The sequence below is a fragment of the Ruegeria sp. AN11 genome (assembly GCF_056536005.1).
In genome coordinates, this window is sequence record NZ_JBQFJD010000001.1 from 1,953,079 (window position 1) to 1,978,377 (window position 25,299).

A 25,299-nucleotide genomic window follows, 5' to 3' on the forward strand; every position below is an offset into this window, starting at 1 on the left:
TTCAGATCAGCCCGTCCTGTTCCAACATGGGTCTGTATTTTCGGCTGACCGGCACAAGGTCGCCGTTACGCAGCCGGACGAAAGTCTTTCCGTCGGTCCGTTCGGTGCTGACAATTGCATCATCAGTCACCCAATGGGATCGGTGTGTGCAATGACCGGGGATCGGCTCCATCTCGTCGATCGCATCCGTAAAACGCGATCGAATGGTAAACGTACCCTCAGAGGTGACGACATCCACATTGTGATCCCGAACCGTCAGACGATAGATCCGGCCCTGAAAACCCGCCGGAAGACGTCTGACCAGACGCGGCATCTGCTCTGGCACTCCGGTCGGCTTTGGATGTCCGGGTTCCGTCCGGCCGACCAGAATCAGGCCGGTCGAGAACAGCACCCCGTAAGGTAAGACCGCCAGCGCACCTGGGGCTTCCTGTCCGCCAATCGTGAACAGCAGCCAGGCCAAAAGCCACAATGCCGGTGTAAACAGGATCAGGATGACGGCAGAGAAGACAACGTCTCGGGCCGAAAGATAGTCCTGAGACAGATGTTCATAGATGAACTTTCTGGAAAGCCATGTCGCGGCGATTGCCAGTGCCATGACACCGGCCCAGAATGTCAATCGCATGCCGAACGGCAATGCGACGTCCAAAAAAGGTGGAAAAGTGTAAGCCAGCAGCGGAACGAAAACCAATCCAGCCACCACGCGTTGAAGGGTGCAAGCGGCTATGATCAGGTTCAGTTTTGACTTCATATTGTTCCGACGGGCAATCCGCTGAGGTCCGTTACAATCACTTCGAGCGGCATGCATTTCGCATTTAACCAACTGGATTTAATAACTTATCACCGATTTGATCACATTCAAACCCGTTTATTCAAAATTAATGTTGTCTCTCAATGAGGAAACGGCCGGGAAGGTTTCCCCTGCCCGGCCGTTCCAAAGCATCGGTTGCGCGCTTAAATTGCGCGGAATCTTTCGCGATCAGGCGGTCAGACCCTCGGGTTCAGGTAAACCGTTCGCGCGGCAGCACGCTGTCAGCGTGTTGGCCAGCAAGCAAGCGATGGTCATCGGGCCAACGCCGCCCGGAACCGGCGTGATCGCACCGGCGCGTTCGGCCGCACTGGCATAGTCGACGTCTCCGACCAGCTTGTTCTTGCCGTCGCGCTCGATCCGGTTGATGCCCACATCGATCACGGTCGCCCCTTCCTTGATCCAGTCGCCCGGCACCATCTCGGGGCGGCCCACGGCGGCAACCACGATATCGGCGCGGCGCACGACGTCCGGCAGGTCCTTGGTGCGCGAATGCGCGATGGTCACGGTGCAGCTGTCACCCAGCAACAGTTGCGCCATCGGCTTGCCGACGATGTTCGACCGGCCGATCACAACAGCATCCATACCCGACAGTGACCCATGGTGGTCGCGCAGCATCATCAGGCAACCCAGCGGGGTGCAGGGCACCATCGACTTCTGACCGGTACCCAACAGGCCCACATTCGAGATATGGAACCCATCCACGTCCTTGGCCGGGTCGATCGAGTTGATCACCAGATCCTCGTTCAGATGCTTGGGCAGCGGAAGCTGAACCAGAATCCCGTGCACGGCGGGATCGTTGTTCAGCTTGTCGATCAACGCCAGCAGGTCTGCCTCCGAGGTCTCGGCATCCAGCTTGTGCTCGTACGAGTTCATGCCGACCTCGACGGTCATTTTGCCCTTTGAACGGACATAGACCTGGCTTGCCGGGTCCTCGCCCACCAGAACCACGGCCAGGCCGGGCGTGATGCCGTTTTCCTCTTTCAGCTTTGCAACCTGATCGGCCACCTGCGCGCGGACTTTGGCCGCAAAGGCCTTGCCGTCGATGACTTGAGCTACCATCCTTTGATCCCTTCTTTCAAAAGCGGATCGGGCGCCAGAAGCGCCCGGTCATTCAGTCAGGGCCGAGCACACTTTCTTCGCGTGCAATCGACCAATCAATCAAGATACGCCACAGATTTTCGGCAAGATCAGGGTCCATACCCAGTCTGTCCGAGCTCACACGTACCTTTTGCACCACATCTTCAACTCGATCAGGAATTCGGGCCGGAAGACCCTCGCCCGGTTTCAGCTCGGACGCGCGGTCAATGTAAGTTGCGCGCGTCACCAACATCTCAATCAGTTGGCGGTCTAGCTTGTCGATCTGAACCCGCAATTCCTGCATGGAAAGACAGTCTTGCGGCAGTGTCAGAGTGGGCATCGCAATCTCCTCATGGCCCGGGGATTCCCCGGACCACGAGATGTCTCATTCAGCGGCTTAGAACAAGCCCTCGATCTCACCTGCGTCATTGAGGCAGATGGTTTCCGCGGCGGGATTGCGCGGCAGACCGGGCATGGTCATGATCTCACCACAGACAACCACGATGAAACCGGCACCCGCGGACAGGCGAACCTCGCGCACCGGAACCGAGTGGCCGGTGGGCGCGCCACGCAGGGACGGATCGGTCGAGAACGAATACTGGGTTTTTGCCATGCAGACCGGCAAGTTGCCGTAACCGGCGGCTTCCCATTCCTTCAGCTGGTTGCGGATCTTGGAATCCGCCAGCACCTCGTCAGCGCGGTAGATGCGCTTGGCGATGGTCTCGACTTTTTCGAACAGCGGCATGTCGTCCGGATAGATCGGCGAGAAGTTCGCAGTACCGGCATCGGCGATTTCCACAACCTTTTTGGCCAGATCCTCGGATCCCTCCGAGCCCAGTTCCCAGTGACGGGACAAAACCGCCTCAACCCCGTGCTCGGCACAATAGTCCTTGACGGCCTGCACTTCGGCGTCGGTGTCGGTGACGAAGTGGTTGATCGCGACGACGACCGGCACACCGAAGGACTTCACGTTCTCGATATGGCGGCCCAGGTTGGCACAGCCCGACTTCACGGCATCAACATTCTCGGCACCCAGATCGGCCTTGGCAACGCCGCCGTTCATCTTCATCGCGCGCACGGTGGCAACCAGCACGACAGCAGACGGAGCGATGCCCGCCTTGCGGCATTTGATGTTCATGAACTTTTCGGCACCCAGATCGGCACCAAAGCCCGCTTCGGTCACGACATAGTCGGCGACTTTCAGAGCGGTCTTTGTGGCGATGACCGAGTTACAGCCGTGCGCGATGTTCGCGAAAGGACCGCCGTGAACGAAGGCCGGGTTGTTTTCCAGCGTCTGCACCAGGTTCGGCTGCATGGCGTCCTTCAGCAGAACGGTCATTGCGCCCTCAGCCTTGATGTCGCGGCAGTAGACCGGCGTCTTGTCGCGGCGGTAAGCGACGATGATGTCGCCCAGGCGTTTCTCCAGGTCATTCAGATCGTTTGCCAGGCACAGGATCGCCATGACTTCAGATGCCACGGTGATGTCATAGCCTGCTTCACGCGGGAAACCGTTCGAGACACCGCCCAGCGAGCAGGTGATCTGACGCAGGGCACGGTCGTTCATGTCGACCACGCGGCGCCACACGACGCGGCGCATGTCAATGGCCTGCTCGTTGCCCCAGTAGATGTGGTTGTCGATCATGGCCGACAGCAGCGAGTGAGCCGAGGTGATGGCGTGGAAGTCACCGGTGAAGTGAAGGTTCATTTCCTCCATCGGAACAATCTGCGCGTAACCGCCACCTGCAGCGCCGCCCTTCATCCCGAAGTTCGGGCCCAGCGAGGCTTCGCGGATACAGATCATCGCATTCTTGCCGATGCGGTTCAGGCCGTCGCCCAGACCAACGGTGGTAGTGGTTTTGCCTTCACCTGCCGGGGTTGGGTTGATCGCGGTCACCAGGATCAGCTTGCCATCTTCACGGTCCTGCACCGAGTTGATGAAGTCCTGGCTGACCTTTGCTTTGTCGTGACCGTATGGCAGCAGGTCTGCGGACTCGATGCCGATTTTAGCGCCGATTTCCTGAATCGGCTTTTTGTTCGCTTCGCGGGCGATTTCGATGTCGGATTTGTAGCTCATTGGGCAGGGTCCCTGGTTGAATGCCGTGCAAAACCGACGCTGAGCGTCGGCGCTGTGCAATCCATACCGTCGTGTACAAAACGGATGGCTATGGATTCCGACATAATTGTGCCGCGAAACGGCGTCGGGGTGTTTACCGCGTTTCTAATCGGAAACGCCGGTACCGGAAGGTGCCCAGGCCCGCTGATCCGGCACGAACAGTTTCATGCTGTCACCCAGCTTCAATTGACCCGGGCGTTCGACCCAGGCGGTCACGCCCCTGCGCCCCTGTGCCGCCGGTTTGAAGGCAGGGCCATGTCCCGGCAGGTCGGCTTCCACCTCGCGTCCCGGAATGATGCAGGGACGGTTTTCCATATCGATCGTTAGCGTCAGGCCATTTACGGCCTGCAGACGGGAACTTGGCGGCACATGGGTGAAATCGGGAATTCCGCGCAACACAAGGCTGGCGCCCAGATAGGACGGGTCCAGCCGGGTGAGGCTCATCTCGGCGGCAATCTCGTCCAGTTGCTCGGCTGACAATACCGACAACTGCCGGACATTTCGAATTTCTGTTCCCTTCGGATACAGGTTTGTCATGCGAACGCAGGAGGCCCGGTTCACACCTTCGTGCCGCGCGCCGGGATCACCCGCGAAATCCAGATCCAGCGTCTGGACCGACTTGGCCCGAATGCTATTGCCAGCAGGAACGTGCCCCAGCCAGGTCACTTCGGCGGTGTATTCGGTTTGGCGCAATACGGGCATGTCACCCCTTTCAGGCTGTGTGCGATAACGCGGCACAGAAACCCAGTTTCAGGTGATTGGAAAGAAAAAAGACCCGGGACATTGCCCGGGTCCGTTTGTTATGCCGAGGGTTCCGGCTCCATCCCGCCTTCGGGCGGAGACTTCTTGACCTTGGTTTTCGGGATCGCGGTGACACTGGGCGCGCTACCCTCGTCGGTGTTGTCGCCTTCGTCATCCCCCTCGCCGGGCGATTCGCCGTTCATGACGCGCTTTATCTCGTCACCTGTCAGCGTTTCGTATTCCAGCAAGCCCTGTGCCAGGCGTTCCCAGCTTTCACCGTTCTCGTGCAGGATTTCGAGCGCGCGCTCATAACCCTGCTGAATCAGGCGCTTCACCTCTTCCTCGATCAGTTCCTTGGTGTGGGCGGAAACCGAGAATCCGGCCGTGTTGCCTGAATACCCCTCATGCGCCTCGGCATAGTCGATATTGCCGACCTTGTCGGACATGCCCCAGCGCATCACCATGGCGCGCGCCAGCTGGCTGGCCTGCATGATGTCACCGGCCGGACCGTTCGACACATGGTCTTCACCGTATTTGATCACCTCGGCGGCTTTGCCCGCCATGGTCATGGCCAGCTTCTGCTCACACTCATCGCGGTGATAGTTCAGGCGGTCCATTTCCGGCAGCGAAACCACCATACCCAGCGCACCACCGCGCGGGATGATCGTCGCCTTGTAGACCGGATCGCACAGCGGCAGGGTCAGGCCGACCACGGCGTGACCGGCCTCGTGATAAGCGGTCTTTTCCTTCTGGTCCTGTGTCAGAACCATCGAGCGGCGCTCGGCCCCCATCATCACCTTGTCTTTCGCATTCTCGAAATCTTCCATGGTGACAAAGCGGCGGCCCACACGGGCGGCCATCAGTGCGGCCTCGTTCACGAGGTTCGCCAGATCAGCACCCGAGAAACCCGGCGTACCGCGTGCAATGATACGCAGGTCGACATCGGGGCCCAGAGGCGTCTTGCGGGCGTGGACACCCAGGATCTTCTCACGGCCTTTGATGTCCGGATTACCCACAGTGACCTGACGGTCGAAACGGCCCGGACGCAGCAGCGCGGGGTCCAGAACGTCTTTACGGTTGGTGGCCGCAAGAATGATCACGCCTTCGTTGGCCTCGAACCCGTCCATCTCGACCAGCAACTGGTTGAGGGTTTGTTCGCGTTCGTCGTTACCACCGCCATAACCGGCGCCACGATGGCGACCCACGGCGTCGATTTCGTCAATGAAGACGATACAGGGCGCGTTTTTCTTGGCCTGCTCGAACATGTCGCGCACACGGGACGCGCCGACACCCACGAACATTTCAACGAAGTCTGAACCCGAGATGGTGAAGAACGGCACGCCCGCCTCACCCGCAATCGCGCGGGCCAGCAGCGTTTTACCGGTACCCGGAGGGCCAACCAGCAGCGCGCCTTTCGGGATCTTGCCGCCAAGACGTGAGAATTTCTGCGGGTTGCGCAGAAACTCGACAATCTCTTCCAGTTCTTCCTTCGCCTCGTCGATCCCCGCCACGTCGTCAAATGTCACGCGGCCATGCTTTTCTGTCAGCATCTTGGCCTTCGACTTGCCAAAGCCCATCGCGCCGCCTTTGCCGCCGCCCTGCATCCGGTTCATGAAATAGACCCAGACACCGATCAGCAGCAGGAAGGGCAGCAGTGTGATCAGGAACGACTGGAAACCCGACTGTTGCTGCTTTTCAGCGCGCACGGGGATGTTCTTGTCGATCAGCAGTTTGGTGACTTCGGCATCGCCGGGCTTGATGGTGACATAGCTGGCACCACTTTGCGTGGTATAGCGAATCTGCTCGCCGTCCAGTGTCACATTCTTGACTTCGCCACCCTCAACAGCGCTGACAAAGTCGGAATAGGTTCTTTCGTTATTCTGAAGCGAACCGCCCGGTCCGCTGAACAGATTAAACAATGCCAGGATCAGCAGAAAAAGAACGACCCAGAAAGCGATATTACGAGCGTTGCCCAAGAAAAATCTCCCAACAGATTTCGGCAGGTGAGGATCCGCCGCTTGCTCCTTAAAATAGAGAGGATTGTGGCAGGTTCAATGCGATAAAATCATAGCATAAAACTCGGGCCAATTTGGCATCATTTCGGCATGCCAGCCATTTGGAGATCCGGAAAGCGGGGCAGACACGACCGTATCGCCTGTCCAGACCGCAGGCGTGGACATCAGTGCGCGCCGGGGCAAGCGTGCTTCACGCCAATCCAGCAGTTGTTTCAGCCCGTCCTCGCCCAGCGCGCGGATTTCGGCATCTGGAATTGTGGGGCCGGACACCACCCAGCGTCGGTCCCAAGGCTGGTTACACGCGGCCGTTACACCCTGAAGCGCCTTTAGTTCCCTGCAAATCCACGCATTATCGCGTTCTGTGAAGACCAGACAGCCTCCGATGGTGCTGGTCCGGCGATTCAATAATGCTTCCAGCGCCTGATCCACATTTGACTGGCGCGGCGGATACCCCTCTCCCGCGATCCAGTTGATGGTTGCGACCAGAAGGCGGCGCTGGATCTCGCGCGGCAACGCCGCAAAGCCTGCGGGATCAATGCAGACAGCGCCGTCTTTCACTTCGGTGATCTTGCGCGCGGATTCCTGCGTATACCGCGCCAAAGCATCACGGGCTTGTGCAAGATTTTCAGCCACCCGGGCCAGAGACTGCGCGGTGATGCCAATTGGTTCAAGGCTTGCCAGAGCCTGCCGCACCTTGATCCGGTCAAATCGGGTATCGTGATTCGACGGGTCCTCGATCCAATCAGCGCCGATCTCGCGTAGATAAGTGCGCAGTTCCTGACGCGAGATATCCAGCATCGGTCGAAGCAGCAAAACCCCGTCTCGTGCGCGAACAGACGGCATCGATGACAGGCCGGTGACGCCGGCCGCGCGCGCCAGCCTCATCAGAACGGTTTCGGCCTGATCGTCTGCCGTGTGCCCAAGGGCAATGGCCTCCACCCCATTGCGACCGGCCCATTCCGTCAGCAACGCGTAACGCGCCTGACGGGCCTGATCCTGCAGGTTTCCGCTGCCACCCCACCCTTGCCAGACCAGAGTATCATGCGACAGCCCAAGGCTTCCTGCCTGCGCGGCCACCGTTTCTGCCTCGGCCGCTGCTTCAGGCCGCAGGCCATGATTCACGGTTGCTGCCAGAACTGTCACCCCTTCAGCCTGTGCTATGCCATGCAGAAGATGCATCAGCGCAACCGAGTCGCCGCCGCCCGAAACCGCCACACCGATACGGCGCGGCAGTGTTTTCGGCAGTCGCTCGCGGATCTGAGCTGTCAGAGAAGCTGCACTTCGGGTCAAGAACAACCCAGAGACGCCATTTCCTGCGTGGCGTCCGAGACCGTGCTGGAGGATGGGAAACGCACCCCAACCTCGCCCAACGTGATACAGGCCTGATCGGTTTGTCCCAATCGCCCCAGCGCGGCCCCCAGTTCAAACAGCGCTTCGGGGGCAAAGGCCCCTTCGGAATCACCGGTAAAGCTCGCCAGGAATGCCCGGGCGGCTTCCCGGGTATCGCCCAGACCTTCCAGCGCCTGGCCACGTTTCAGATGCGCCTCGGGTGCAAGCGGACTGCCGGGATACGAGGTGTCGAATTGCGCGAATCCATCTGCGGCAGACTGAAAGTCACCATCAGCCAGCGCCTGCGACGCTGCATCAAAATCAGCGCGTTCACCCACGGCAAGTTCACCCTGACCCGAGTTGGTCGGCTCAATCGGCGTAGGAGCGACGGCGACATCGGTCGCGGTTTCCCCACCTAGGGTCGACGTTTCGCCCAACGTGCTGAGATCGCCCCCTTCCAGTTCGACCAGTCGGAATTCCAGATCGCCAATTCGATTGGTGCCATCGGTCACAACGCTCTGGATACGTTGGTTCAGCTGTTCAGTCTGCCGGGTCAGGCGCTGTAACTCGGCCTCGATGGCGTCAACGCGTTCCAGTACGGAACTGCCGGACAGGTTCGGAGCCGGGGAGCCGGTGGTCGAAAACTCGCGCTTTAGGCGCTGGATTTCCACGTGCAGCACTGTCAGTTCCTGCCGGATATCCGCCAGCGTCTGCTGATCCTGCGCCTTTGCCACGCCGGCGCTCAGCACGACCGCCGCCAGAACCCATCCTGCAATTCGCATCATCTTACCCCAGTGTTGAGCCGGTCAGCACCGTCACCGCGCGGCGATTCTTGGAATAGCAATCCTCGGTGCTGCAAATCTCGATCGGGCGTTCCTTGCCATAGCTGACCGTGGTCAGACGGCTACCCGCCACCCCCCGCGAGATCAGATATTCACGCGCGGCGTTCGCCCGGCGCGCGCCCAGCGCAAGGTTGTATTCGCGTGTGCCCTGTTCGTCGGCGTGACCTTCGATCATCGCCACAAAATCCGGGTTTGCCATCAGCCAGTCGGCCTGCCCCTGCAGAACGGTCTGCGCCTGGGCGGTCAGGGTGGATTGGTCGACCTCGAACAGCACCCGGTCCCCGACCGTTTGCTGGAAATAGGCAGGCGAGCGTGGGTCGCTTGGCGATCCCGGCAGGATCGAACCGCTGCCGCCTGCGCCGCCGCCCAGTGCCGATGGATCATTGTTGGTACAGGCCGCGATCACGCTCAGCGCGCCCAAGGCCAGGATTTTGCCCAATACGTTCATTTCAGGTGCCTCGTGGATTTGTTTGTTTATTGCCGTCTCTTTAGCACAGCCAGAGTTTCATGTGAACTTTGCCGATCCGCTGACCCGATCAATTCTGCAAAGGCCCCCAGGACGGGTCGCTGCCGCCATCCGGCGTGCGGACCGGGCGCAGGTTCCGGCCCGAAATATCCACCGAATACAGCGTCGCCCGTCCGCTTGCGCCCTGGGTCTCGCGGGTGAACATGATCACGCGACCATTGGGCGACCATGTGGGGCCTTCGTCCAGGAAGGACGAGGTCAGCAAGCGTTCTTCACTGCCGTCCGTACGCATGACACCGATGTGGAAACGGCCCTTGTTCTGCTTGGTGAAGGCGATCAGGTCACCACGCGGCGACCAGACCGGCGTGCCATACCGGCCCTGCCCAAAACTGATGCGCGTCGGCTCACCCCCGCCGGCGGGCATGATGTAGAGTTGCGGCGTGCCCGAGCGGTCGCTTTCGAACACGATCTGCGAACCGTCCGGCGAATAGCTGGGGGCGGTTTCGATTGCGGGCGTGTTCGTCAGGCGGACGCTTTGGCCCGACGCAAGGTCCATCTTCCAAAGGTCGGTATTACCGCCCTGAATCAGCGAATAGACGATCGAGCGCCCATCCGGCGAGAAGCGCGGCGAGAAACTCATCGTGCCGTCCTGCGTCTTGAGTTCACGCCGTTTGACCCGGCCCACGTCCAGAACGTAAATCCGGGGGCTGCCGCTTTCGTAACTTGTGTAAAGCAACTGCTCGCCGGTAGGGGAAAAGCGCGGGGCCAGAACGATGGCAGAGCTGTCGGTCAGATACTGAACATTGGCTCCGTCGTAATCCATGATCGCCAGCCGTTTCAGGCGCTGGTCCTTGGGGCCGCTTTCCGACACAAACGCAACCCGGCTGTCGAAATATCCGCCCTCGCCTGTCACCCGGCTATAAACCTGATCGGCCACTTTATGCGCCATGCGCCGCCAGCCATCCGTGGTGCCTGCAAACTGCAACCCGCTGCCCAGTTCCTGACCCGAGAAAACATCCCAGACCCGGAAACGGACGGTCAGCTTTTTGCCTGACACGTTGACCGCGCCCGTCACCAACGCTTCGGCATTGATGGCCTTCCAGTCCGCAAACTGAAGCGGGGCCTCGAAGCTTGTCACCTGACTGATGAACGCATCCGATGAGATTTCGCGAAACAGCCCGGTGCCAGTCAGATCCGCCGCAACAACGCGCGAGATGTCCTGCGCGTATTGCGCCGCGGTAGGACTGTCCGGTACGAAATTTGGAACGGCAAAGGGCAAGGGTTCGATAATACCCTGATCCAATTCCAACCGCAGCGGCCCGCTTTGTGCAAAAACCGGCGCCGACAGAAGCGTCAGGCCAATAAAGAGGCTGGTCAGAAGTTTCATCATTTGATCCGCATCCTCTCGGGATTGAATGTAATCTCAATATCCTGCCACTGCGCGTATTTGTCAGCAGGCAGGTCGTATCCTTTGGCTCCGCAACGCAAAATAGCGCGCCGAGCGGCCTCGTAGGCCTGTTTTGCAGCCCCTGAAGAGCCGCCTGAGCTGTCGAGCAACTGCAAGCTGCCGCCAACAACCTTACCATCCGGGGTCAGAGAAAAGCCGACCACAACGACTGTCTGCAAGGCGTCCGTCGACAACGATCCGACATTCCAGCATTTCGATACCGCCAGCCGCATCGCGTCCTTTTCACCACTGGTCAGCGGTGGCCCCGATGGTTCGTCATTCTGTCCCAACGCATCGGCCAGCGCATCCTCGATGGCCTGCTGGTCACTTTGCGCCGGTTCTTCGGGGGCTTCCGGGGCTTCGGCCACCACGGGTTCGGCCGGAGGTTGCGGGCGGCTGGGACGCGTTCGGGGGCGCGGGGAAGTCTGGGGCGACAATTCCTGCGTCTCTTCCGCCTCGGTCACGATCTGATCCGTGGCTTCCTCGGGCGCGGTCTGATCCTGTTGCTCCTGCTGGGTCTCGGCCCCTTCATCCAGGGATACGGCGGGGGTTTCGATGTCATCCGGTTTTGCCTCGGGCGGCGGCGGGGCCACCGGCTCGGGCGCAACCTTGTCAGCGGAATTGGGCAGGGATTCCGGACCCGGCGTCGGCAACGCAGCGACTTCCGGATCAGGTTGGTCCAGCGTCGGGGGTTGTTCGATCACTTCCGGCTCGGGCGGGGCTTCCACCGGCTCGGGCAAAGGATCAGGCTCGGGCTCGGACGCGACAATCGGCTCGGGTTCTGGTTGTTCTTCGGGTGTCGGTTCAGGGGCGTTGGCCACTTCGGGCTCTTCAGGCGGCTGCAATTCAGCGGGCGGCGACGGAACCTGGGGCGCGTCACGTTGCGCAGTCATCGCAGCAAACTGTTCAGCCGTGACCACAGATACCTCCTGAACTGCCATAGGCAAAGGTTCGGACCGGAACGTGCCGCCAAACAGCGCCCATCCGATCAGACCTACGTGGGCAATCGCCGAGATCTTGGTGCCGGTATCCACCGCGCGGCCTCACTCTCCACCTTCGTCAAATGTCGGCCCGCCGGAATCGGTCACAAGGCCCACATTCGAAAACCCGCCGGCATTCAGCGCCCCCATCACCTGCATCACCTGCGCGTAGGGAATTGCGCCGTCCGCCCGCAAGAACACCCGGTCACTGGTTCGCTCAACCGCAATGGCCCTGAGTTTTCCGATCAGATCGGCACGCGCGACGTCCGTGGTCTGGATCTGCACCCGCCCGTCTGCTGTCAGTGTTACGGTCAGCGGTTCCTCATTGTCACCCGGCAGGGCACTGGCCGCCGTCTTGGGCAGGTCCACGGGCACCCCCACGGTCAACAGCGGGGCCGCCACCATGAAGATGATGAGCAGCACAAGCATGACATCTACAAATGGCGTCACGTTGATCTCGGCCATCGGCTGGGCGCGACCACGCCGCCGCCCCCGCCTGCGGCCGTTTCCGCCCGAGGGTTGCTGAACCGCCGCACCCATCTCAGCTGTCCAACTGCCGCGACAGGATGGTGGCGAATTCGTCGGCAAAGGCTTCATACCCGCCAACGATCCGATCACTGTCCGCGCTGAGCTTGTTGTAGAAAATCACCGCCGGGATCGCGGCCAGCAGGCCCAGACCGGTGGCCAGAAGCGCTTCGGCAATACCGGGCGCGACAACGGCAAGGTTGGTGTTCTGCTGCTCGGCGATCTCAATAAAGGCGTTCATGATGCCCCATACGGTGCCGAACAAACCGATAAATGGCGCGGTCGAGCCGACCGTGGCCAATATGGGCAGACCTTTTTGCAGTGTTTCCGCCTCTTTTGCGATGGCCACATCCATCGACCGGTCAATCCGTGCCGTCGCGCCGGCAATCAAGCCGCCGTCGGTCCGGTGTGACCTGCGCCACTCGATCATGCCGGCGGCGAATATCTTCTCGGAACTGCCGTCCGGTCGCGTCCCGATCTGTTCAAACAGCTCATCCAGCGGATTGCCGGACCAGAAGGATTCATCAAAAACCTGCGCTTCGCGTCGCGCTGCGCGGTAATTGATCAGTTTTTGAATGATGATCGCCCAGGACCAGAACGATGCAACGACCAGTATCAGCATCACCAGTTTGACGATAAATGTCGCGCGGGCAAACAGCCCCCACATGGAGAAGTCGATCTCCTGCGCCAGCGCCAGCGTTTCAGCTTCCATGAACCTGCTCTTTGTTTTGCCTGACAGCCATTTGGCCTTGTTTTGCCAAACGCTAACGCAGTTGGTATCGAAAAGCCAACAGAACCACCCCGGCTGAGTAAATTGTTACATCAATGCGCGAATCTCTGCCGGAAGACGGATCGGCTTGCCCTCGCTATTGATGCAAACAGCGGTCACGGTGGCGCGGAAAATCTCGGTTTGGCCGCGCCGAACAAGCTGCGCCATGGTCAGGCGCACTCCTGAAATCGAAATCATCTCGGTCTCGACGATCAGTTCATCATCAAATTTGGCCGGCGACAGATAATCCGCCTCGATCCGGCGCACGACCCAGACAATCCCCTGATCCCGCATCGCGTTCTGGTCATTGCCGAGGTTGCGCACCCAGTCCGACCGTGCCCGTTCAATAAAACGCAGGTAATTCGCATGATAGACAACACCACCCATGTCGGTGTCTTCGTAATAGACACGAATGGGAAAGACGTGCTTCATTGTGGCTGCTCCAGACGCGCAAACAATCGCAATGCGTGGGACGCATCCTGCGCCATTCCCGGCAAAATCGGATCATAGGCGGCCCGGATCAGCGCAGCGATTTCAGGGCGCAGAATTGTCGTCTCGCCAGCCACGGCCAGCGGAGACTGCGACCGGAACGCAGCATCGGACCACAACAAAACGGTCTGTACCACCTGCCCCAGCGCAAGCGTTTCGGCAGGAATTTTGGACAATTCGCCATCCATCTTCAAAAACACGAACGCCGCCCGGATGGTCCCGTCCTCCTCGAACCGGAATATACGGTACTGGTTGGCATCCGCCTCCATCAGCCGCCCGACCAGAGGGGTCAGATCAGGGATCAGACGGTCCAGATCGGGCACCTCCTGCAATTCCTGCCAGTCGCGAAAAAAGAAGACCATGCAGTTCGCGCCCAGTTCCGGATCGGTCTCGGCCATCTTGTGGCCAGCCAGCGCGACAACCGCCTCGAACGCACCCTTGATCACTGAAAGCGTATCATCTTCGACGCCAAAGACGATCGGCACGATCGGTCGCCCCCAACGCGCGAACAGGAACTCGCCGTTTTCACGCGTAAAAAGTGCTTTGATTTCTTCCGGTGTCACGGCCGACCCTTCATCTTTTCAAAAATACTCTCGCCGAAGGCATAAAACCCATGGCGCACCGCATCAACCAAACAGATCTCTCTGCCCACGGGGCGCGGCCATTCCCAAATGGGTCCATGCCTTCTGCGCCAGCATCCGTCCACGCGGAGTGCGCTGTATCAGTCCCTGCTGCAACAAATAGGGCTCAATCACTTCTTCAAGCGAATCCCGGCTTTCTGACAGCGCCGCCGACAAGGTTTCGATTCCCACAGGGCCGCCCGTGTAATTCTCGGCGATCAGCTTCAGATAACGCCGGTCCGCGCCATCCAGCCCCAGGTTGTCCACACCCAGACGCGTCAGGGCACCATCGGCCAGATCACGTGTAATCCGTCCATCGCCCTCGACAATGGCAAAATCGACCACGCGCCGCAGCAGCCGCCCGGCGATCCGGGGGGTTCCACGCGAACGCCGGGCGATCTCGCGCGCGCCTTCATCATCAGCCGGAGCACCCAGCTTGCGCGCGTTGCGGGTGACGATCTCGTGCAGTTCGTCGACCGTGTAGAACTGCAACCGCGTTGGAATACCAAACCGGTCGCGCAAAGGCGTGGTCAGCAGCCCCATGCGGGTCGTAGCGCCCACCAGAGTGAAGGGCTGCAATTCGATCCGCACGGTGCGCGCTGCAGGACCTTCACCGATCACCAGATCCAGCTCGAAATCCTCCATCGCCGGATACAGCACCTCTTCAACAGCCGGGTTCAGACGGTGGATTTCGTCGATGAATAATACGTCCCGAGATTCCAGATTGGTCAGGATCGCCGCCAGATCGCCCGCCTTGGCCAGCACGGGGCCCGAAGTCATGCGGAAATTCACCCCCAGCTCGCGCGCCATGATCTGCGCCAGCGTGGTTTTCCCAAGCCCCGGCGGGCCATGGAACAACGTGTGATCCATCGCCTCGCCCCGCTGGCGGGCTGACTGGATGAAGATGCGCAGATTGGCTCTTGCCTCGGCCTGACCGACAAATTCGTCCAGCCCCTGCGGACGCAGCGCACGGTCATTGTCTTCCGGCAACGGGTCAGGGCGCAGGGCGGGATCGGCGTCTACCATTCATTCACCCTTTCGGAGCAAGCAGTTTCAAAGCGGCCCGGATCAGTTCCGCCTCATCCGCGTCGGGCAGGTTGGCTGCGGCTTCGGCCACGGCCGATGCTGCCTCGGACGGTCCATACCCCAAGTTGGACAGGGCCGACAAAGCCCCCGCAGTAGCAGCCGCCGAACCCGAGACTGGCCTGACCGTCGGTTTGGCGACTGGTGCAGGTTCGGACGATTCGACCACTTCCAGTTCGGGACCGTTCATCGCCTCTGTCACCGTGCCGCCCATTGCCATCACGCCCGGAGCCTTGTCCTTGAGGTCCAGCACAATTCGCTGCGCCGTCTTAGGTCCGACACCCTTGGCCGCCTTGACCGCACCCCAGTCACCCAACGCAATGGCGCGGCTGACCCCGTCCGGTCCCAGTGCGGACAGAATGGCTAGCGAGACCTTGGCCCCAACGCCCTGCACCGAACACAGCAAGCGATGCCATTCCTTTTCGACCAGCGACAGAAACCCGTAAAGCTGCATGAGGTCCTCACGCACGACCATCTCGGTGTAGATCGAGACGCCCTCACCCACACCCGGTAGTGCCGCCATGGTCCGGTCCGAACAGTAGACGATATAGCCGACCCCGCGCACATCAATCAGCACGTGGTCTGCCGCGCGATAATCCAGCCGCCCGGTCAATTTTCCGATCATGCCCGCACCTCTTTCATCCGCGCCTGAGGCGCCGCGCCGTAATAGGAATGACAGATAGCAATCGCCAGCGCATCCGCCGCGTCCGCCCCTTTGGGCTGACACCCCGGCAGTTGCAGCTTGACCATATGCAGCACCTGCTCTTTTTCGGCGTGACCCACACCGACCACGGTTTTCTTGACCCGGTTGGGCGCATATTCCCCGACCGTCAAACCGGCCTTCGCCAGCGTCAGCAACGCCACGCCGCGCGCCTGACCCAGTTTCAGCGTTCCGGCCCCGTCCTTGTTGACGAATGTCTGCTCGATCGCGGCCTGATCCGGTCGATACTCGGCTATGACCTCGACGATCTGGTTGTGCAGGGACAAAAGGCGTTCACCCAGATCGTCCCCGTCCGACTTGCACAACCCGTTGGCGACATGGCTCAGACGGCTGCCATGTGATTCGATGATGCCCCATCCCAGGGTTCTCAGCCCCGGATCAATGCCTAGAATTCGCATGTTGTGCCTTTGGCCTGCTCGGGTTCGTGTGATTTTTTTATCAACTAGCACGAAGCAAGAACATTTTCCAAGCGAATTGACCCAAAGGCCAAAAACGACAGACCTGTCTCAACGGCGACGGATGGACCCTTTTTGCGACCCGGAATGTCCTGTTTCCGCCACCTAATGAAAGGGAAATTCATCAATGATTTAAGGGAATTTAATGAAACTCGAGCTCTGCAGAAATTGCATAGGACACATGCAAATTCCGCTCTTGTGCCGGCGATATGACATCACTAGATGCCCGGCAGATCGCAAGATCAGACAGTAACACAAACCAGAAGGAAACAGGATATGGCTGCACTGGACACAACCCGCACCGCCACTGGCTCGTTCGGCCTCGTTGGCCGTATCGGTGAAACTTTCGCAGCGGTCGTCAACGCCGTTGTCGAATGGAATGACGCCCGCGTTACCCGCAACGCGCTGAGCGGTCTGACCGACCGTGAACTGGAAGATATCGGCCTGTGCCGTGGCGACATCGACGTCGTTGCCGAAGGCCGCCGCTAAGACGGCAAACGCCCACTCACAGCTCCTTTACGGAGCAAAAAAAACACCGCGCAGCCAGAAGCAGCGCGGTGTTTTTTGATTCAGGCCAAGTCAGTAGAGGACTTTGTTAAGCTGAACCGAGAGAAACTCTGTCATCGGGTCCACCTGCATGATCCAGGCTCCCGCCTGCTCAACCGAGGTGCCCTGGCTTAGGGTGTCAATGCGGTGGTCATAACCGTTCGGACCAAGGCTGGACAGCAGAAACGCCTTGAAGGCAAAGAACCCGCAGATGCAGAACAGCAGAACCTTTGCAGGGATCGCCGATCTGACGCGTTGTGGTTTCATCACCACCAGACCATCCTTGCGCATCGTCGCACGATAGCCGTGGCTCATCTTGCTGTGCTTCTTGTTCAGGCGATTGACGCGCTGATCGAACTCCAGTTGTTTTACCGTCATGGCAGCCTCCTAAAACCGCCCCCCGCTGACTTGAATGACGGTAGAAACAGATTGCGACAAAAAAGAGGCAAAAAACCACAAAACTCCTGCAAATGGCCCTGAATTAGCCCTGTTTGCTTAAGATCAGCGTCGTCCAGTCACCAATCTGGCCGCGATGATGGGTATTGAACCCATTTTGTAAATAAACGGAAACGACGTCATCGGCCTGTTCGTTCAGAATCCCTGACAGAATCGCGTAGCCTCCAGAGCGCAGATTCGCTGAAATTTCCGGTGCCAGAGCCACCAGCGGACCTTTCAGAATATTCGCAAAGATCAGGTCATAGGGCGCATGCGATTGCAGTTCGGGGTGATCGAAGCCCGCCGCCTCGATACAGAGCACCTGACCGGACATCCCGTTTGCCTTCAGGTTGGCCTCGGCCACGTCAACCGCGACCTGGTCAATATCGCTGGCCAGAAACTGCCCGTTCCAGACCCGCGCGGCGGCCATTGCCAGAACAGCGGTGCCACAGCCGATATCTGCCACTTTCGCCGCCGAGAACCCTTCGTCAAGCAACCGATCCAACGCCTTGAGGCATCCAAGGGTCGTGCCATGGTGCCCCGTGCCAAACGCCATCGCGGCCTCGATCAGCAGAGGGATACGGCCTTCGGGCAGCTTGTCCGCATCATGGCTGCCATAGACAAAGAACCGCCCCGCCTCGACCGGTGCCAGTTCCCGGCGGACATGCGCGACCCAGTCGGTTTCGGGCAGTTCCGAAACGACAAAGGGCTTCGCCCCGAACGCAGCGGCCAGAACGGCCAGCGCGGTTTCATCGGGGGCTTCGGTGAAGTAACCGCCAACCTCCCACAGGCCCGAGTCGTCTTCGACCTCGAACACGCCCACGCCAGTTGGTTCCGGGTCCAGACGCTCCATCGCTTCGCCCAGGCTTTCGGCGGCTTTCTTCCCGTTCAGTGTCGTGAGCGCAGTGAATGTGGGCATCGAGGCCTCCTGTCCAATCTCGCACTTCGCCTAGGGCCACCGGCCGCCAAGGTCAAGCGCTGGCGCCTATTCGGCGGGGGCGGGGGCGTATTTCGACAGGATGGTTTCGTTGCCCGGTTCCGGGTGACGCGGGATCAGCAGGGACAGACCCAGCGAGACCAGCGCCATGGCAGCAGCCAGCCCGAAAACGGCGCCGGGCGAGACAACCCACAGGAGCCCCAGCAATGCAGGCAGGAACACAGCCGCGATATGGTTGATCGTGAAAGCCACCGCCGCCGTGGGCGCAATATCCGCCGGGTCGGCGATCTTCTGGAAATAGGTCTTCAACGCCAATGCCAGCGCGAACAGTACGTGGTCGATCACGTATAGGATTGCGGCCAGCAGCACGCCCCAGCCAAACCAGTAGATACCGCCATAGGCCGCGAACACGATCGCCAGACCGGTATACTCAAAAATCAGCGTGCGGCGTTCGCCGAACATCGCCACCGCTTTGCCCAACATGGGCGCAGCGGTCATGTTGATCAGCAGATTGATCAGATACAGCCCTGTCAGTTCGTGCACGTCAAAACCGAACTTCTCGACCATCATGAAACCGGCGAAAACAATGAAAATCTGCCGCCGGGCCCCGGCCATGAATTGCAGCGCATAGTACAGCCAATACCGGCGGCGGAGTATGATCTTCTTTGTCTGCGGCGTCGGCGCATCGAATTGCGGGTAAGCGACCAGGCACAACAAGCCGAGCAGCGCCGTCAGCCCCCCGGCCGCCATGAATACCGTGTTGTAGGACAGATCGAACCGGTCCCATGTCAGAACGATCAGGCCGTAGACCACCAGAGTCGAGGCAGACCCCATCGCCACCAGCCATCCCAGCACTTGCGGCGCGCGGTCTTTGGGCAACCATTGCAGTTGCAGCGACTGGTTTACCGTTTCGTAGTAGTGAAAGCCGATCGAACTGAACAGCGTCACAAACAGCAACCCGCCAAGGCTGGGAAACCAAGCGGTGACGGCCGTTGCAACACCCAGCAGCATCAGGGAGATCATCGCCAGCACCTGTTCGCGAATGAACAGGATCACGGCAATCACGCCGACGGCGAGAAAGCCCGGAATTTCCCGCACCGTATGCAGCAAACCGATATCCGCACCGTCAAAATTCGCCACCTCGATGACAAAGTTGTTCAACAGCGCGCTCCACGCGTTGAACGCGATGGGCATGGTCAATGCCATCACGAAAAGGAGCGTGACCGGACGGCGCCAGAACGGAAGGCTCTGCGCCTCAGAAAGCGGCATGGGTTTCAGCATGGGACTCCCTCTACGCCCATTTGAACAGTTTGGCGAGAGGGAAGCGGCATGCGCACAGCAGGCCTGCGCAGATGCAGACGTCAGTAGAAGCTTTGCGGGTCGATATCCACGGAAAGTCGGATATCGCCTTTCAGGCGCAAAGGCGCGATCCAGCGCGCGATGGCGTCCTGAATGGGCGCGCCCTTCGGCGCTTTGACCAGCAGCCGCACCCTGTGGCGGCCACGGATGCGGGCGATGGGCGCCGGGGCCGGACCAAACACCTGCGCGCCCACGTCACGCAGCGGCGCGTCATTGCGGGCCATGGCATTGCCGATGTCGAAAACCGGGCCGACCTCTGGGCCCGACAGAACAATTCCAGCCATGCGGCCATAAGGCGGCACGCCTGCCGCCTGCCGCCCGGCGGCCTCGGCCTTCCAGAAACCTTCTTCATCGCCGGACAGAATGGCGCGGATGACAGGATGTTCCGGTTGAAAGGTCTGCAACAGCGCCTGCCCGGGCTTGTCGGCCCGACCGGCCCGACCCGCAACCTGCCGCATCAACTGGAAGGTCCGCTCGGCAGCCCGCAGGTCTGCGCCATGCAGGCTGAGATCCGCGTCGATAACTCCGACCAGCGTCAGCTTTGGAAAGTTGTGCCCTTTGGCCACCAGCTGTGTCCCGATGATAAGATCCGCGTCGCCTTCGGCAATCTCTGCAATCTTGGCCTTCAGCGCCCGCGCCGAGCCGAACAGGTCGGAACTGAGCATCGCGATCTTCGCCTCGGGAAAGGTCGCTTCGGCCTCTTCCGCCAGCCGCTCGATTCCCGGCCCGACCGGGGCCAGTTTGCCTTCGACCCCGCAGGACGGACAGGTCTCGGGCATCGGTTTGGTTTCGCCGCATTGATGGCACATAAGGCGTTTCAAAAAGCGATGCTCGACCATCCGCGCGTCACAGTGATCACAGGCAATCTGTTCACCGCAAGCGCGGCAGAGCGTCACCGGCGCGTAGCCACGGCGGTTGATGAACAGCAGCGATTGTTCACCCTTCTCGATCCGCTGCCGCACGGCCTGCCGCAGGGACGGGGAAATCCACGTCCCTGCCTGCATCTGTTCGGCGCGCATGTCGATGGGCTTCATCTCGGGCAGGACTGCCGCCCCGAACCGCGACGTCAGATCGAGACGCTCGTATTTCCCGGCCTCGGCGTTGGCCCAGCTTTCCAATGAGGGCGTGGCACTGGCCAGAATCACCCGCGCGCCACAGATCGCCGCGCGCAGGACCGCCATGTCGCGGGCGCTGTAATGCACGCCATCCTCTTGCTTGTAAGAGGTATCATGTTCCTCATCGACGACAACCAGGCCCAGATTGCGAAACGGCAGGAACAGCGCCGACCGGGCGCCGACCACCAGTTGCGCATCCCCCTGCCCGACCATCCGCCAGACCCGGCGGCGTTCGGTCATGGTCGCGCCCGAGTGCCATTCGGCCGGCCGCGCGCCAAACCTTGCCTCGACCCGGGTCAGAAACTCGGCAGTCAGGGCAATCTCTGGCAGCAAGACCAGCGCCTGCCGCCCTTGCCGCAAAGTCTCGGCCACCGCTTCCAGATACACCTCGGTCTTGCCGGACCCGGTCACGCCCTTCAGTAACGTCGTGCCATAATTCCCCGTCCGCTGCCCGGCTTGCAGCCGCGCGACCGCCTCTGCCTGATCATCTGTCAGCTCCTTTCCAGGTAAATCCGGGTCCAGACGCGGATAGGGCAGATCTCGCGGGCTGTCCTCTTCCCGAACCGCGCCTTGCTTGACCAAGCCCTTGACGACCGAGGACGTCACCCCCGCCTGTTCAGCCAGCTCCTTCAGCGTAAAGGCCAGCCCTCCATAGTCGCGCAACACTTCCAGCACGCGGGTACGTGCATCCGTCATCCGGTCAGATTGACCTTCGCCAAGGCGATATATCTTGCGCATAGACGGCGGATCACCCAGCCCCGGCGCGCGGGTCGCCAGACGCAGCATCGCGGGCATCGGCGTCAGCGTGTAATCGGCCACCCGCCCCAGAAACACGCGCATCTCCTCTCGCATCGGCGCAACCTCGAGCACACGTATGACCGACCGCGCCTTGGCAAGGTCAAAGCCCCCCTGCCCCGGCCCCCAGACCACGCCAAGAACCTTGCGCGGCCCCAATGGTACTTCGACAAACGCCCCCAGAAAGCACCCACCCTCGGGCACCTTATAGTCCAACGTCCGGTCCAGCGGCTGCGTCGTCAGCACCGCAACCAGGTCTCCTTCGTCGAAAAATCCGTTAGCGCTCACGGCATATCCTTCGCAGGGGGTTCCAGCATGGGTCTCTTTGAGGTAAAGCCATCCGCAACCAAGGCCAACCCATCAAAGGACTGCCCTCATGAAATTCTTTGTAGACACCGCCGAGATCGATGCCATCGCCGAACTGAACGATCTGGGCATGGTGGACGGCGTAACCACCAACCCGTCGCTGATCCTGAAGTCGGGCCGCGACATTCTGGAAGTGACCAAGGAAATCTGCGATCTGGTCGACGGGCCTGTGTCTGCCGAAGTGGTCGCAACCGAAGCCGACGACATGATCGCCGAAGGCCGCAAGCTGGCCAAGATCGCCCCCAACATCGCTGTAAAAGTGCCGCTGACATGGGCTGGTCTGAAAACATGCAAAACGCTGACCGACGAAGGCCAGATGGTCAACGTGACTCTCTGCTTCTCCACCAACCAGGCCATTCTGGCAGCCAAGGCTGGTGCGACCTTCATCTCGCCCTTCATCGGACGTCTGGACGACATCAACCTCGATGGCATGGATCTGATCGCCGACATCCGTCAGGTTTATGACAATTACGGGTTCGAAACTGAAATTCTGGCCGCCTCGATCCGCACCGTGAACCATGTGACCGACAGCGCGCGCATCGGTGCCGACGTGATCACAGCACCGCCCGCCGTCATCAAGAAACTGGCCGATCACCCGCTGACCGACAAGGGTCTCGAGACCTTCCTGGCCGACTGGGCCAAGACCGGCCAGAAAATCCTCTGATCCATTGCACAACCGCGCGGCGCCGTCTGGCGGCGCGCCCGGCCCAACGGCCGAGGCCTGATCCCCGATCAGGCGCAGGCAGGCGGGAGCCCCCGCATCAGACCTGAGAAAACCCGTCAAAGCTGCATTTTTTCCAAGGCAATCGCGGCAAGCCATGTTATAGTCCGGCACAACAAAAAAAGACCGGACGGGATATGAGCAGTAACCCCAAACTCGAGGATAGCCTTCGCGCCGCGATTCTGGCTGAACCAGACGCTGTGCTGGATGACAAGGACCTGATGCAGGCCCTGGTGGCCGCGAACGAACAGGCGCGTGGCGAAAATGTCATCGACCTGCGCGGCATCGCCATGCAGCGGCTTGAAGCGCGGCTGGACCGGCTGGAAGACACCCACCGCTCGGTCATCGCGGCGGCTTACGAGAACCTTGCGGGCACAAATCAAGTACACCGCGCCATTTTGCGCCTGCTGGAGCCCGTCGAGTTCGAAGAATTCCTGCGCGCCCTGGGCAGTGACGTGGCCGATATTTTGCGCGTGGACCAGATCACTCTGGTTCTGGAAACCACAATCGAACAAAACGATCCCGCCATCGAAAAGCTGGGGGGCGTTCTGGCTGTGGTCGAGCCCGGCTTTGTCGACGCGTACCTCAACAGTGATCGCAGCAGATCCGCGCGGGATGTCATCTTGCGCGAAACCCGTCAACACAGCCGCAGGATCTATGGTGCGCAGGCGGGGCATTTGCGGTCCGAAGCCTGCCTGCGGCTGAACCTGGGCACTGGTCGCCTGCCGGGCATGATCGTTATGGGCGCCCGGGATCCACGACATTTCACTCCACAACTGGGCACCGACCTTCTGACCTTTTTCGCAGGCGTATTTGAACGCTCCATGCGCCACTGGCTGTCGTGAGCCTGATTTCTCCGGCCTGCCGCGATGCGCTGCAGCACTGGCTTGACGGGCTTGCCGCGCTGGCCGGACGGTCGGAGAACACGCAATCCGCCTATCGCGGCGATGTCACCGACTTTTTGTCCTTCATGACCCTGCACCATAACGGGCAGCAGGGGCTGGCCGCGCTTGAACGGATCACGGTTTCGGACATGCGGGCCTGGATGGCGGATCAGCGCGGTAGCGGCGTGGGGGCACGGTCGCTGGCACGCAAACTGTCCGCCGTCAAAAGCTTTTATCGCTGGCTGGCCGAGCGCGAAGGCTTTGAACCCACCGCCGTTCTGTCGACCCGCGCGCCCAAATACACCCAAAAACTGCCCCGTCCGCTTGCCGAAGATGCGGCGCGCGCGATGATTGATACGGTCGAACTGCAATCCAGCTCGGATTGGGTCGCGGCCCGGGACATGGCGGTGGTCACACTGCTTTACGGGTGCGGATTGCGGATATCCGAAGCCCTGTCCCTGACGGGTAGGGATGTGCCTCTGCCAGCAACACTGCGGATTCTGGGCAAGGGCGGGAAGGAGAGGATCGTGCCGGTTCTGCCAGTCGCCCGGCAGGCCGTGGAACGGTACACGTCGCTTTGTCCTCATTCCCTGGTGCCCTCAGAAGCTTTGTTTCGCGGTGTGCGAGGCGGGCCGCTGAACCCACGCGCAATCCAGGGCGTCATGGCGAAGGCACGGATGCAGCTGGGCCTGCCTGCCACAGCCACCCCACATGCACTTAGGCACAGCTTTGCTACGCATCTTCTGTCGGCGGGTGGTGATCTGCGCGCAATTCAGGAATTGCTGGGGCATGCGTCGCTTTCGACCACGCAGACCTACACGGCAGTCGACAGCGCGCGCCTGATGGAAGTCTACAACCGGGCTCATCCCAAGGCCTGAACCGGATCACCACAGCCATTCGCCGGCGTTTGGTCATTGGAGACTTTTTGCTTTGCATCTCGTGGCCGCATCGTCCATGACACCCCCATGACATTGAGATTCAAAGCCCTTAGCGTTCATCTGTTCACCGCCACCGGTGCCGTTTTTGCAATGCTTGCCATGCTGGCCGCCGTCGAAGAAAAATGGAGCCTGATGTATCTCTGGCTTGTGGTCTCGTTCATCGTGGACGGTATCGACGGCCCGCTGGCCCGCCACTATCACGTCAAGAAAAACGCGCCCGAGTTCGATGGCGTCCTGCTGGACCTGATCATCGACTACCTGACTTACGTGTTCATCCCCGCCTTTGCACTGTTCAAATCGGGTCTGATGGACGGCTGGACCGGCTGGTTCGCCATCATCGTTATCACTTTTGCCAGTGCCATGTATTTCGCGGATACGCGAATGAAGACCAAGGACAACTCGTTTTCGGGTTTCCCCGGCTGCTGGAACATGTTCGTCATCGTGATCTTCGCACTCGAACCGAATTTCTGGGTGATCCTGCTGCTGGTCACGCTGCTATCATTGGCAATGTTCCTGCCGCTAAAATTCGTTCATCCGGTCCGGACCGAACGCTGGCGCAATCTGACGTTGCCAATGGCCCTGGCCTGGACGTTCTTTGCAGGATGGGCGGCTTGGGTCGATTTCCATCCCGAAAGCTGGGCCCACTGGGGGCTGGTCATCACCAGCCTGTACCTGACCTTCGCGGGCATCGCTCAGCAGATGGTACCCGCGCGCGATAGCTGA

Annotated in this window: 27 protein-coding genes; 5 read left to right on the forward strand and 22 right to left on the reverse strand. The window is 60.4% G+C overall.

What is annotated here, in order from left to right:
* Position 1 precedes the first annotated feature (1 nt).
* The 18 genes from ACR3EQ_RS09640 to ruvC form a co-directional block, all read right to left on the reverse strand.
* Positions 2–748: a LytTR family DNA-binding domain-containing protein gene (locus ACR3EQ_RS09640; protein WP_170613298.1), complete on the reverse strand. Its 747-nt coding sequence runs from the start codon at positions 746–748 to the stop codon at positions 2–4.
* A gap of 228 nt (positions 749–976) precedes the next feature.
* Complete coding sequence (folD, locus tag ACR3EQ_RS09645; protein ID WP_170613300.1) at positions 977–1,867, reverse strand: bifunctional methylenetetrahydrofolate dehydrogenase/methenyltetrahydrofolate cyclohydrolase FolD; 891 nt, start codon at positions 1,865–1,867, stop codon at positions 977–979.
* A 52-nt stretch (positions 1,868–1,919) separates the two neighbouring features.
* Complete coding sequence (locus ACR3EQ_RS09650; protein WP_170613302.1) at positions 1,920–2,225, reverse strand: chorismate mutase; 306 nt, start codon at positions 2,223–2,225, stop codon at positions 1,920–1,922.
* A gap of 57 nt (positions 2,226–2,282) precedes the next feature.
* The gene (locus ACR3EQ_RS09655; protein ID WP_480490481.1) at positions 2,283–3,959 is read right to left on the reverse strand and encodes a formate--tetrahydrofolate ligase; all 1,677 of its coding nucleotides are present in this window, start codon (positions 3,957–3,959) and stop codon (positions 2,283–2,285) included.
* A gap of 144 nt (positions 3,960–4,103) precedes the next feature.
* A complete protein-coding gene (locus ACR3EQ_RS09660; RefSeq protein WP_170613306.1) occupies positions 4,104–4,700 on the reverse strand; it encodes an MOSC domain-containing protein in 597 nt (198 codons plus the stop codon).
* Between the two features lie 98 nt (positions 4,701–4,798).
* On the reverse strand, positions 4,799–6,715 hold the full coding sequence (gene ftsH / locus ACR3EQ_RS09665) for an ATP-dependent zinc metalloprotease FtsH (protein ID WP_170613308.1): 1,917 nt from the start codon (positions 6,713–6,715) through the stop codon (positions 4,799–4,801).
* A gap of 75 nt (positions 6,716–6,790) precedes the next feature.
* Positions 6,791–8,044 carry a tRNA lysidine(34) synthetase TilS gene (gene tilS, locus ACR3EQ_RS09670; protein ID WP_170613310.1) on the reverse strand — a complete coding sequence of 418 codons (1,254 nt, stop codon included), beginning with the start codon at positions 8,042–8,044 and terminating at the stop codon, positions 6,791–6,793.
* Positions 8,041–8,865 carry a tol-pal system protein YbgF gene (gene ybgF / locus ACR3EQ_RS09675; protein ID WP_170613778.1) on the reverse strand — a complete coding sequence of 275 codons (825 nt, stop codon included), beginning with the start codon at positions 8,863–8,865 and terminating at the stop codon, positions 8,041–8,043. Before ybgF ends, tilS begins: the two co-directional genes overlap by 4 nt.
* Before the next feature lie 4 nt (positions 8,866–8,869).
* The gene (pal, locus tag ACR3EQ_RS09680) at positions 8,870–9,373 is read right to left on the reverse strand and encodes a peptidoglycan-associated lipoprotein Pal (RefSeq protein ID WP_170613312.1); all 504 of its coding nucleotides are present in this window, start codon (positions 9,371–9,373) and stop codon (positions 8,870–8,872) included.
* Between the two features lie 88 nt (positions 9,374–9,461).
* Positions 9,462–10,781 (reverse strand): Tol-Pal system beta propeller repeat protein TolB, encoded by a 1,320-nt coding sequence (gene tolB, locus ACR3EQ_RS09685; protein ID WP_170613314.1) that lies wholly within the window; start codon positions 10,779–10,781, stop codon positions 9,462–9,464.
* Entirely contained in the window at positions 10,778–11,872 is a 1,095-nt protein-coding gene (locus tag ACR3EQ_RS09690; RefSeq protein WP_170613316.1) for an energy transducer TonB family protein, read from the reverse strand. The genes tolB and ACR3EQ_RS09690 overlap by 4 nt, the downstream gene beginning before the upstream one ends.
* Positions 11,873–11,881: 9 nt before the next feature.
* Complete coding sequence (gene tolR / locus ACR3EQ_RS09695; RefSeq protein WP_170613318.1) at positions 11,882–12,358, reverse strand: protein TolR; 477 nt, start codon at positions 12,356–12,358, stop codon at positions 11,882–11,884.
* A gap of 1 nt (position 12,359) precedes the next feature.
* Positions 12,360–13,055, reverse strand: a complete 696-nt coding sequence (tolQ, locus tag ACR3EQ_RS09700; protein ID WP_170613320.1) for a protein TolQ — start codon at positions 13,053–13,055, stop codon at positions 12,360–12,362.
* A 105-nt stretch (positions 13,056–13,160) separates the two neighbouring features.
* On the reverse strand, positions 13,161–13,544 hold the full coding sequence (gene ybgC, locus ACR3EQ_RS09705) for a tol-pal system-associated acyl-CoA thioesterase (RefSeq protein ID WP_170613322.1): 384 nt from the start codon (positions 13,542–13,544) through the stop codon (positions 13,161–13,163).
* Positions 13,541–14,164: an RNA methyltransferase gene (locus tag ACR3EQ_RS09710; RefSeq protein WP_170613324.1), complete on the reverse strand. Its 624-nt coding sequence runs from the start codon at positions 14,162–14,164 to the stop codon at positions 13,541–13,543. Before ACR3EQ_RS09710 ends, ybgC begins: the two co-directional genes overlap by 4 nt.
* 63 nt (positions 14,165–14,227) lie before the next feature.
* Entirely contained in the window at positions 14,228–15,247 is a 1,020-nt protein-coding gene (gene ruvB / locus ACR3EQ_RS09715; RefSeq protein WP_480490484.1) for a Holliday junction branch migration DNA helicase RuvB, read from the reverse strand.
* Between the two features lie 4 nt (positions 15,248–15,251).
* Positions 15,252–15,929, reverse strand: coding sequence for a Holliday junction branch migration protein RuvA (ruvA, locus tag ACR3EQ_RS09720; protein ID WP_170613328.1), 678 nt, complete (start codon positions 15,927–15,929; stop codon positions 15,252–15,254).
* Entirely contained in the window at positions 15,926–16,423 is a 498-nt protein-coding gene (gene ruvC, locus ACR3EQ_RS09725; RefSeq protein ID WP_170613330.1) for a crossover junction endodeoxyribonuclease RuvC, read from the reverse strand. Before ruvC ends, ruvA begins: the two co-directional genes overlap by 4 nt.
* 333 nt (positions 16,424–16,756) lie before the next feature.
* On the opposite strand from ruvC, the gene ACR3EQ_RS09730 reads away from it, so the two are divergent.
* On the forward strand, positions 16,757–16,969 hold the full coding sequence (locus tag ACR3EQ_RS09730) for a DUF1127 domain-containing protein (protein ID WP_170613332.1): 213 nt from the start codon (positions 16,757–16,759) through the stop codon (positions 16,967–16,969).
* 90 nt (positions 16,970–17,059) lie between these two features.
* Here ACR3EQ_RS09730 and ACR3EQ_RS09735 read toward each other — a convergent pair whose 3' ends face one another.
* The 4 genes from ACR3EQ_RS09735 to ACR3EQ_RS09750 all read right to left on the reverse strand — a co-directional run bounded on the left by ACR3EQ_RS09735 (position 17,060) and on the right by ACR3EQ_RS09750 (position 21,955).
* Entirely contained in the window at positions 17,060–17,404 is a 345-nt protein-coding gene (locus tag ACR3EQ_RS09735) for a hypothetical protein (RefSeq protein WP_170613334.1), read from the reverse strand.
* A gap of 103 nt (positions 17,405–17,507) precedes the next feature.
* Positions 17,508–18,380 (reverse strand): 50S ribosomal protein L11 methyltransferase, encoded by an 873-nt coding sequence (locus ACR3EQ_RS09740; protein ID WP_170613336.1) that lies wholly within the window; start codon positions 18,378–18,380, stop codon positions 17,508–17,510.
* Positions 18,381–18,446: 66 nt separating this feature from the next.
* Positions 18,447–19,679: an MFS transporter gene (locus tag ACR3EQ_RS09745; RefSeq protein ID WP_170678188.1), complete on the reverse strand. Its 1,233-nt coding sequence runs from the start codon at positions 19,677–19,679 to the stop codon at positions 18,447–18,449.
* Between the two features lie 80 nt (positions 19,680–19,759).
* Positions 19,760–21,955: a primosomal protein N' gene (locus ACR3EQ_RS09750; RefSeq protein ID WP_480490487.1), complete on the reverse strand. Its 2,196-nt coding sequence runs from the start codon at positions 21,953–21,955 to the stop codon at positions 19,760–19,762.
* Between the two features lie 88 nt (positions 21,956–22,043).
* Between ACR3EQ_RS09750 and fsa the strand changes: the two genes are divergently transcribed.
* The 4 genes from fsa (at position 22,044) to ACR3EQ_RS09770 (ending at position 25,299) form a co-directional block, all read left to right on the forward strand.
* Complete coding sequence (fsa, locus tag ACR3EQ_RS09755; protein ID WP_170613342.1) at positions 22,044–22,697, forward strand: fructose-6-phosphate aldolase; 654 nt, start codon at positions 22,044–22,046, stop codon at positions 22,695–22,697.
* Between the two features lie 194 nt (positions 22,698–22,891).
* Positions 22,892–23,599, forward strand: a complete 708-nt coding sequence (locus tag ACR3EQ_RS09760) for a DUF484 family protein (protein WP_170807737.1) — start codon at positions 22,892–22,894, stop codon at positions 23,597–23,599.
* A complete protein-coding gene (locus ACR3EQ_RS09765) occupies positions 23,596–24,516 on the forward strand; it encodes a tyrosine recombinase XerC (protein ID WP_170807736.1) in 921 nt (306 codons plus the stop codon). The genes ACR3EQ_RS09760 and ACR3EQ_RS09765 overlap by 4 nt, the downstream gene beginning before the upstream one ends.
* 87 nt (positions 24,517–24,603) lie before the next feature.
* A complete protein-coding gene (locus ACR3EQ_RS09770) occupies positions 24,604–25,299 on the forward strand; it encodes a CDP-alcohol phosphatidyltransferase family protein (protein WP_170613347.1) in 696 nt (231 codons plus the stop codon).

Bases quoted from the DNA above. Each gene is read 5' to 3' on its own strand.
- ACR3EQ_RS09640 (WP_170613298.1), bottom strand. From the start codon at position 748: ATGAAGTCAAAACTGAACCTGATCATAGCCGCTTGCACCCTTCAACGC.
- folD (WP_170613300.1), bottom strand. From the start codon at position 1,867: ATGGTAGCTCAAGTCATCGACGGCAAGGCCTTTGCGGCCAAAGTCCGC.
- ACR3EQ_RS09650 (WP_170613302.1), bottom strand. From the start codon at position 2,225: ATGCCCACTCTGACACTGCCGCAAGACTGTCTTTCCATGCAGGAATTG.
- ACR3EQ_RS09655 (WP_480490481.1), bottom strand. From the start codon at position 3,959: ATGAGCTACAAATCCGACATCGAAATCGCCCGCGAAGCGAACAAAAAG.
- ACR3EQ_RS09660 (WP_170613306.1), bottom strand. From the start codon at position 4,700: ATGCCCGTATTGCGCCAAACCGAATACACCGCCGAAGTGACCTGGCTG.
- ybgF (WP_170613778.1), bottom strand. From the start codon at position 8,865: ATGCGAATTGCAGGATGGGTTCTGGCGGCGGTCGTGCTGAGCGCCGGC.
- pal (WP_170613312.1), bottom strand. From the start codon at position 9,373: ATGAACGTATTGGGCAAAATCCTGGCCTTGGGCGCGCTGAGCGTGATC.
- tolB (WP_170613314.1), bottom strand. From the start codon at position 10,781: ATGATGAAACTTCTGACCAGCCTCTTTATTGGCCTGACGCTTCTGTCG.
- tolR (WP_170613318.1), bottom strand. From the start codon at position 12,358: ATGGGTGCGGCGGTTCAGCAACCCTCGGGCGGAAACGGCCGCAGGCGG.
- tolQ (WP_170613320.1), bottom strand. From the start codon at position 13,055: ATGGAAGCTGAAACGCTGGCGCTGGCGCAGGAGATCGACTTCTCCATG.
- ybgC (WP_170613322.1), bottom strand. From the start codon at position 13,544: ATGAAGCACGTCTTTCCCATTCGTGTCTATTACGAAGACACCGACATG.
- ruvB (WP_480490484.1), bottom strand. From the start codon at position 15,247: ATGGTAGACGCCGATCCCGCCCTGCGCCCTGACCCGTTGCCGGAAGAC.
- ruvA (WP_170613328.1), bottom strand. From the start codon at position 15,929: ATGATCGGAAAATTGACCGGGCGGCTGGATTATCGCGCGGCAGACCAC.
- ruvC (WP_170613330.1), bottom strand. From the start codon at position 16,423: ATGCGAATTCTAGGCATTGATCCGGGGCTGAGAACCCTGGGATGGGGC.
- ACR3EQ_RS09730 (WP_170613332.1), top strand. From the start codon at position 16,757: ATGGCTGCACTGGACACAACCCGCACCGCCACTGGCTCGTTCGGCCTC.
- ACR3EQ_RS09735 (WP_170613334.1), bottom strand. From the start codon at position 17,404: ATGACGGTAAAACAACTGGAGTTCGATCAGCGCGTCAATCGCCTGAAC.
- ACR3EQ_RS09740 (WP_170613336.1), bottom strand. From the start codon at position 18,380: ATGCCCACATTCACTGCGCTCACGACACTGAACGGGAAGAAAGCCGCC.
- ACR3EQ_RS09745 (WP_170678188.1), bottom strand. From the start codon at position 19,679: ATGCTGAAACCCATGCCGCTTTCTGAGGCGCAGAGCCTTCCGTTCTGG.
- fsa (WP_170613342.1), top strand. From the start codon at position 22,044: ATGAAATTCTTTGTAGACACCGCCGAGATCGATGCCATCGCCGAACTG.
- ACR3EQ_RS09760 (WP_170807737.1), top strand. From the start codon at position 22,892: ATGAGCAGTAACCCCAAACTCGAGGATAGCCTTCGCGCCGCGATTCTG.
- ACR3EQ_RS09770 (WP_170613347.1), top strand. From the start codon at position 24,604: ATGACATTGAGATTCAAAGCCCTTAGCGTTCATCTGTTCACCGCCACC.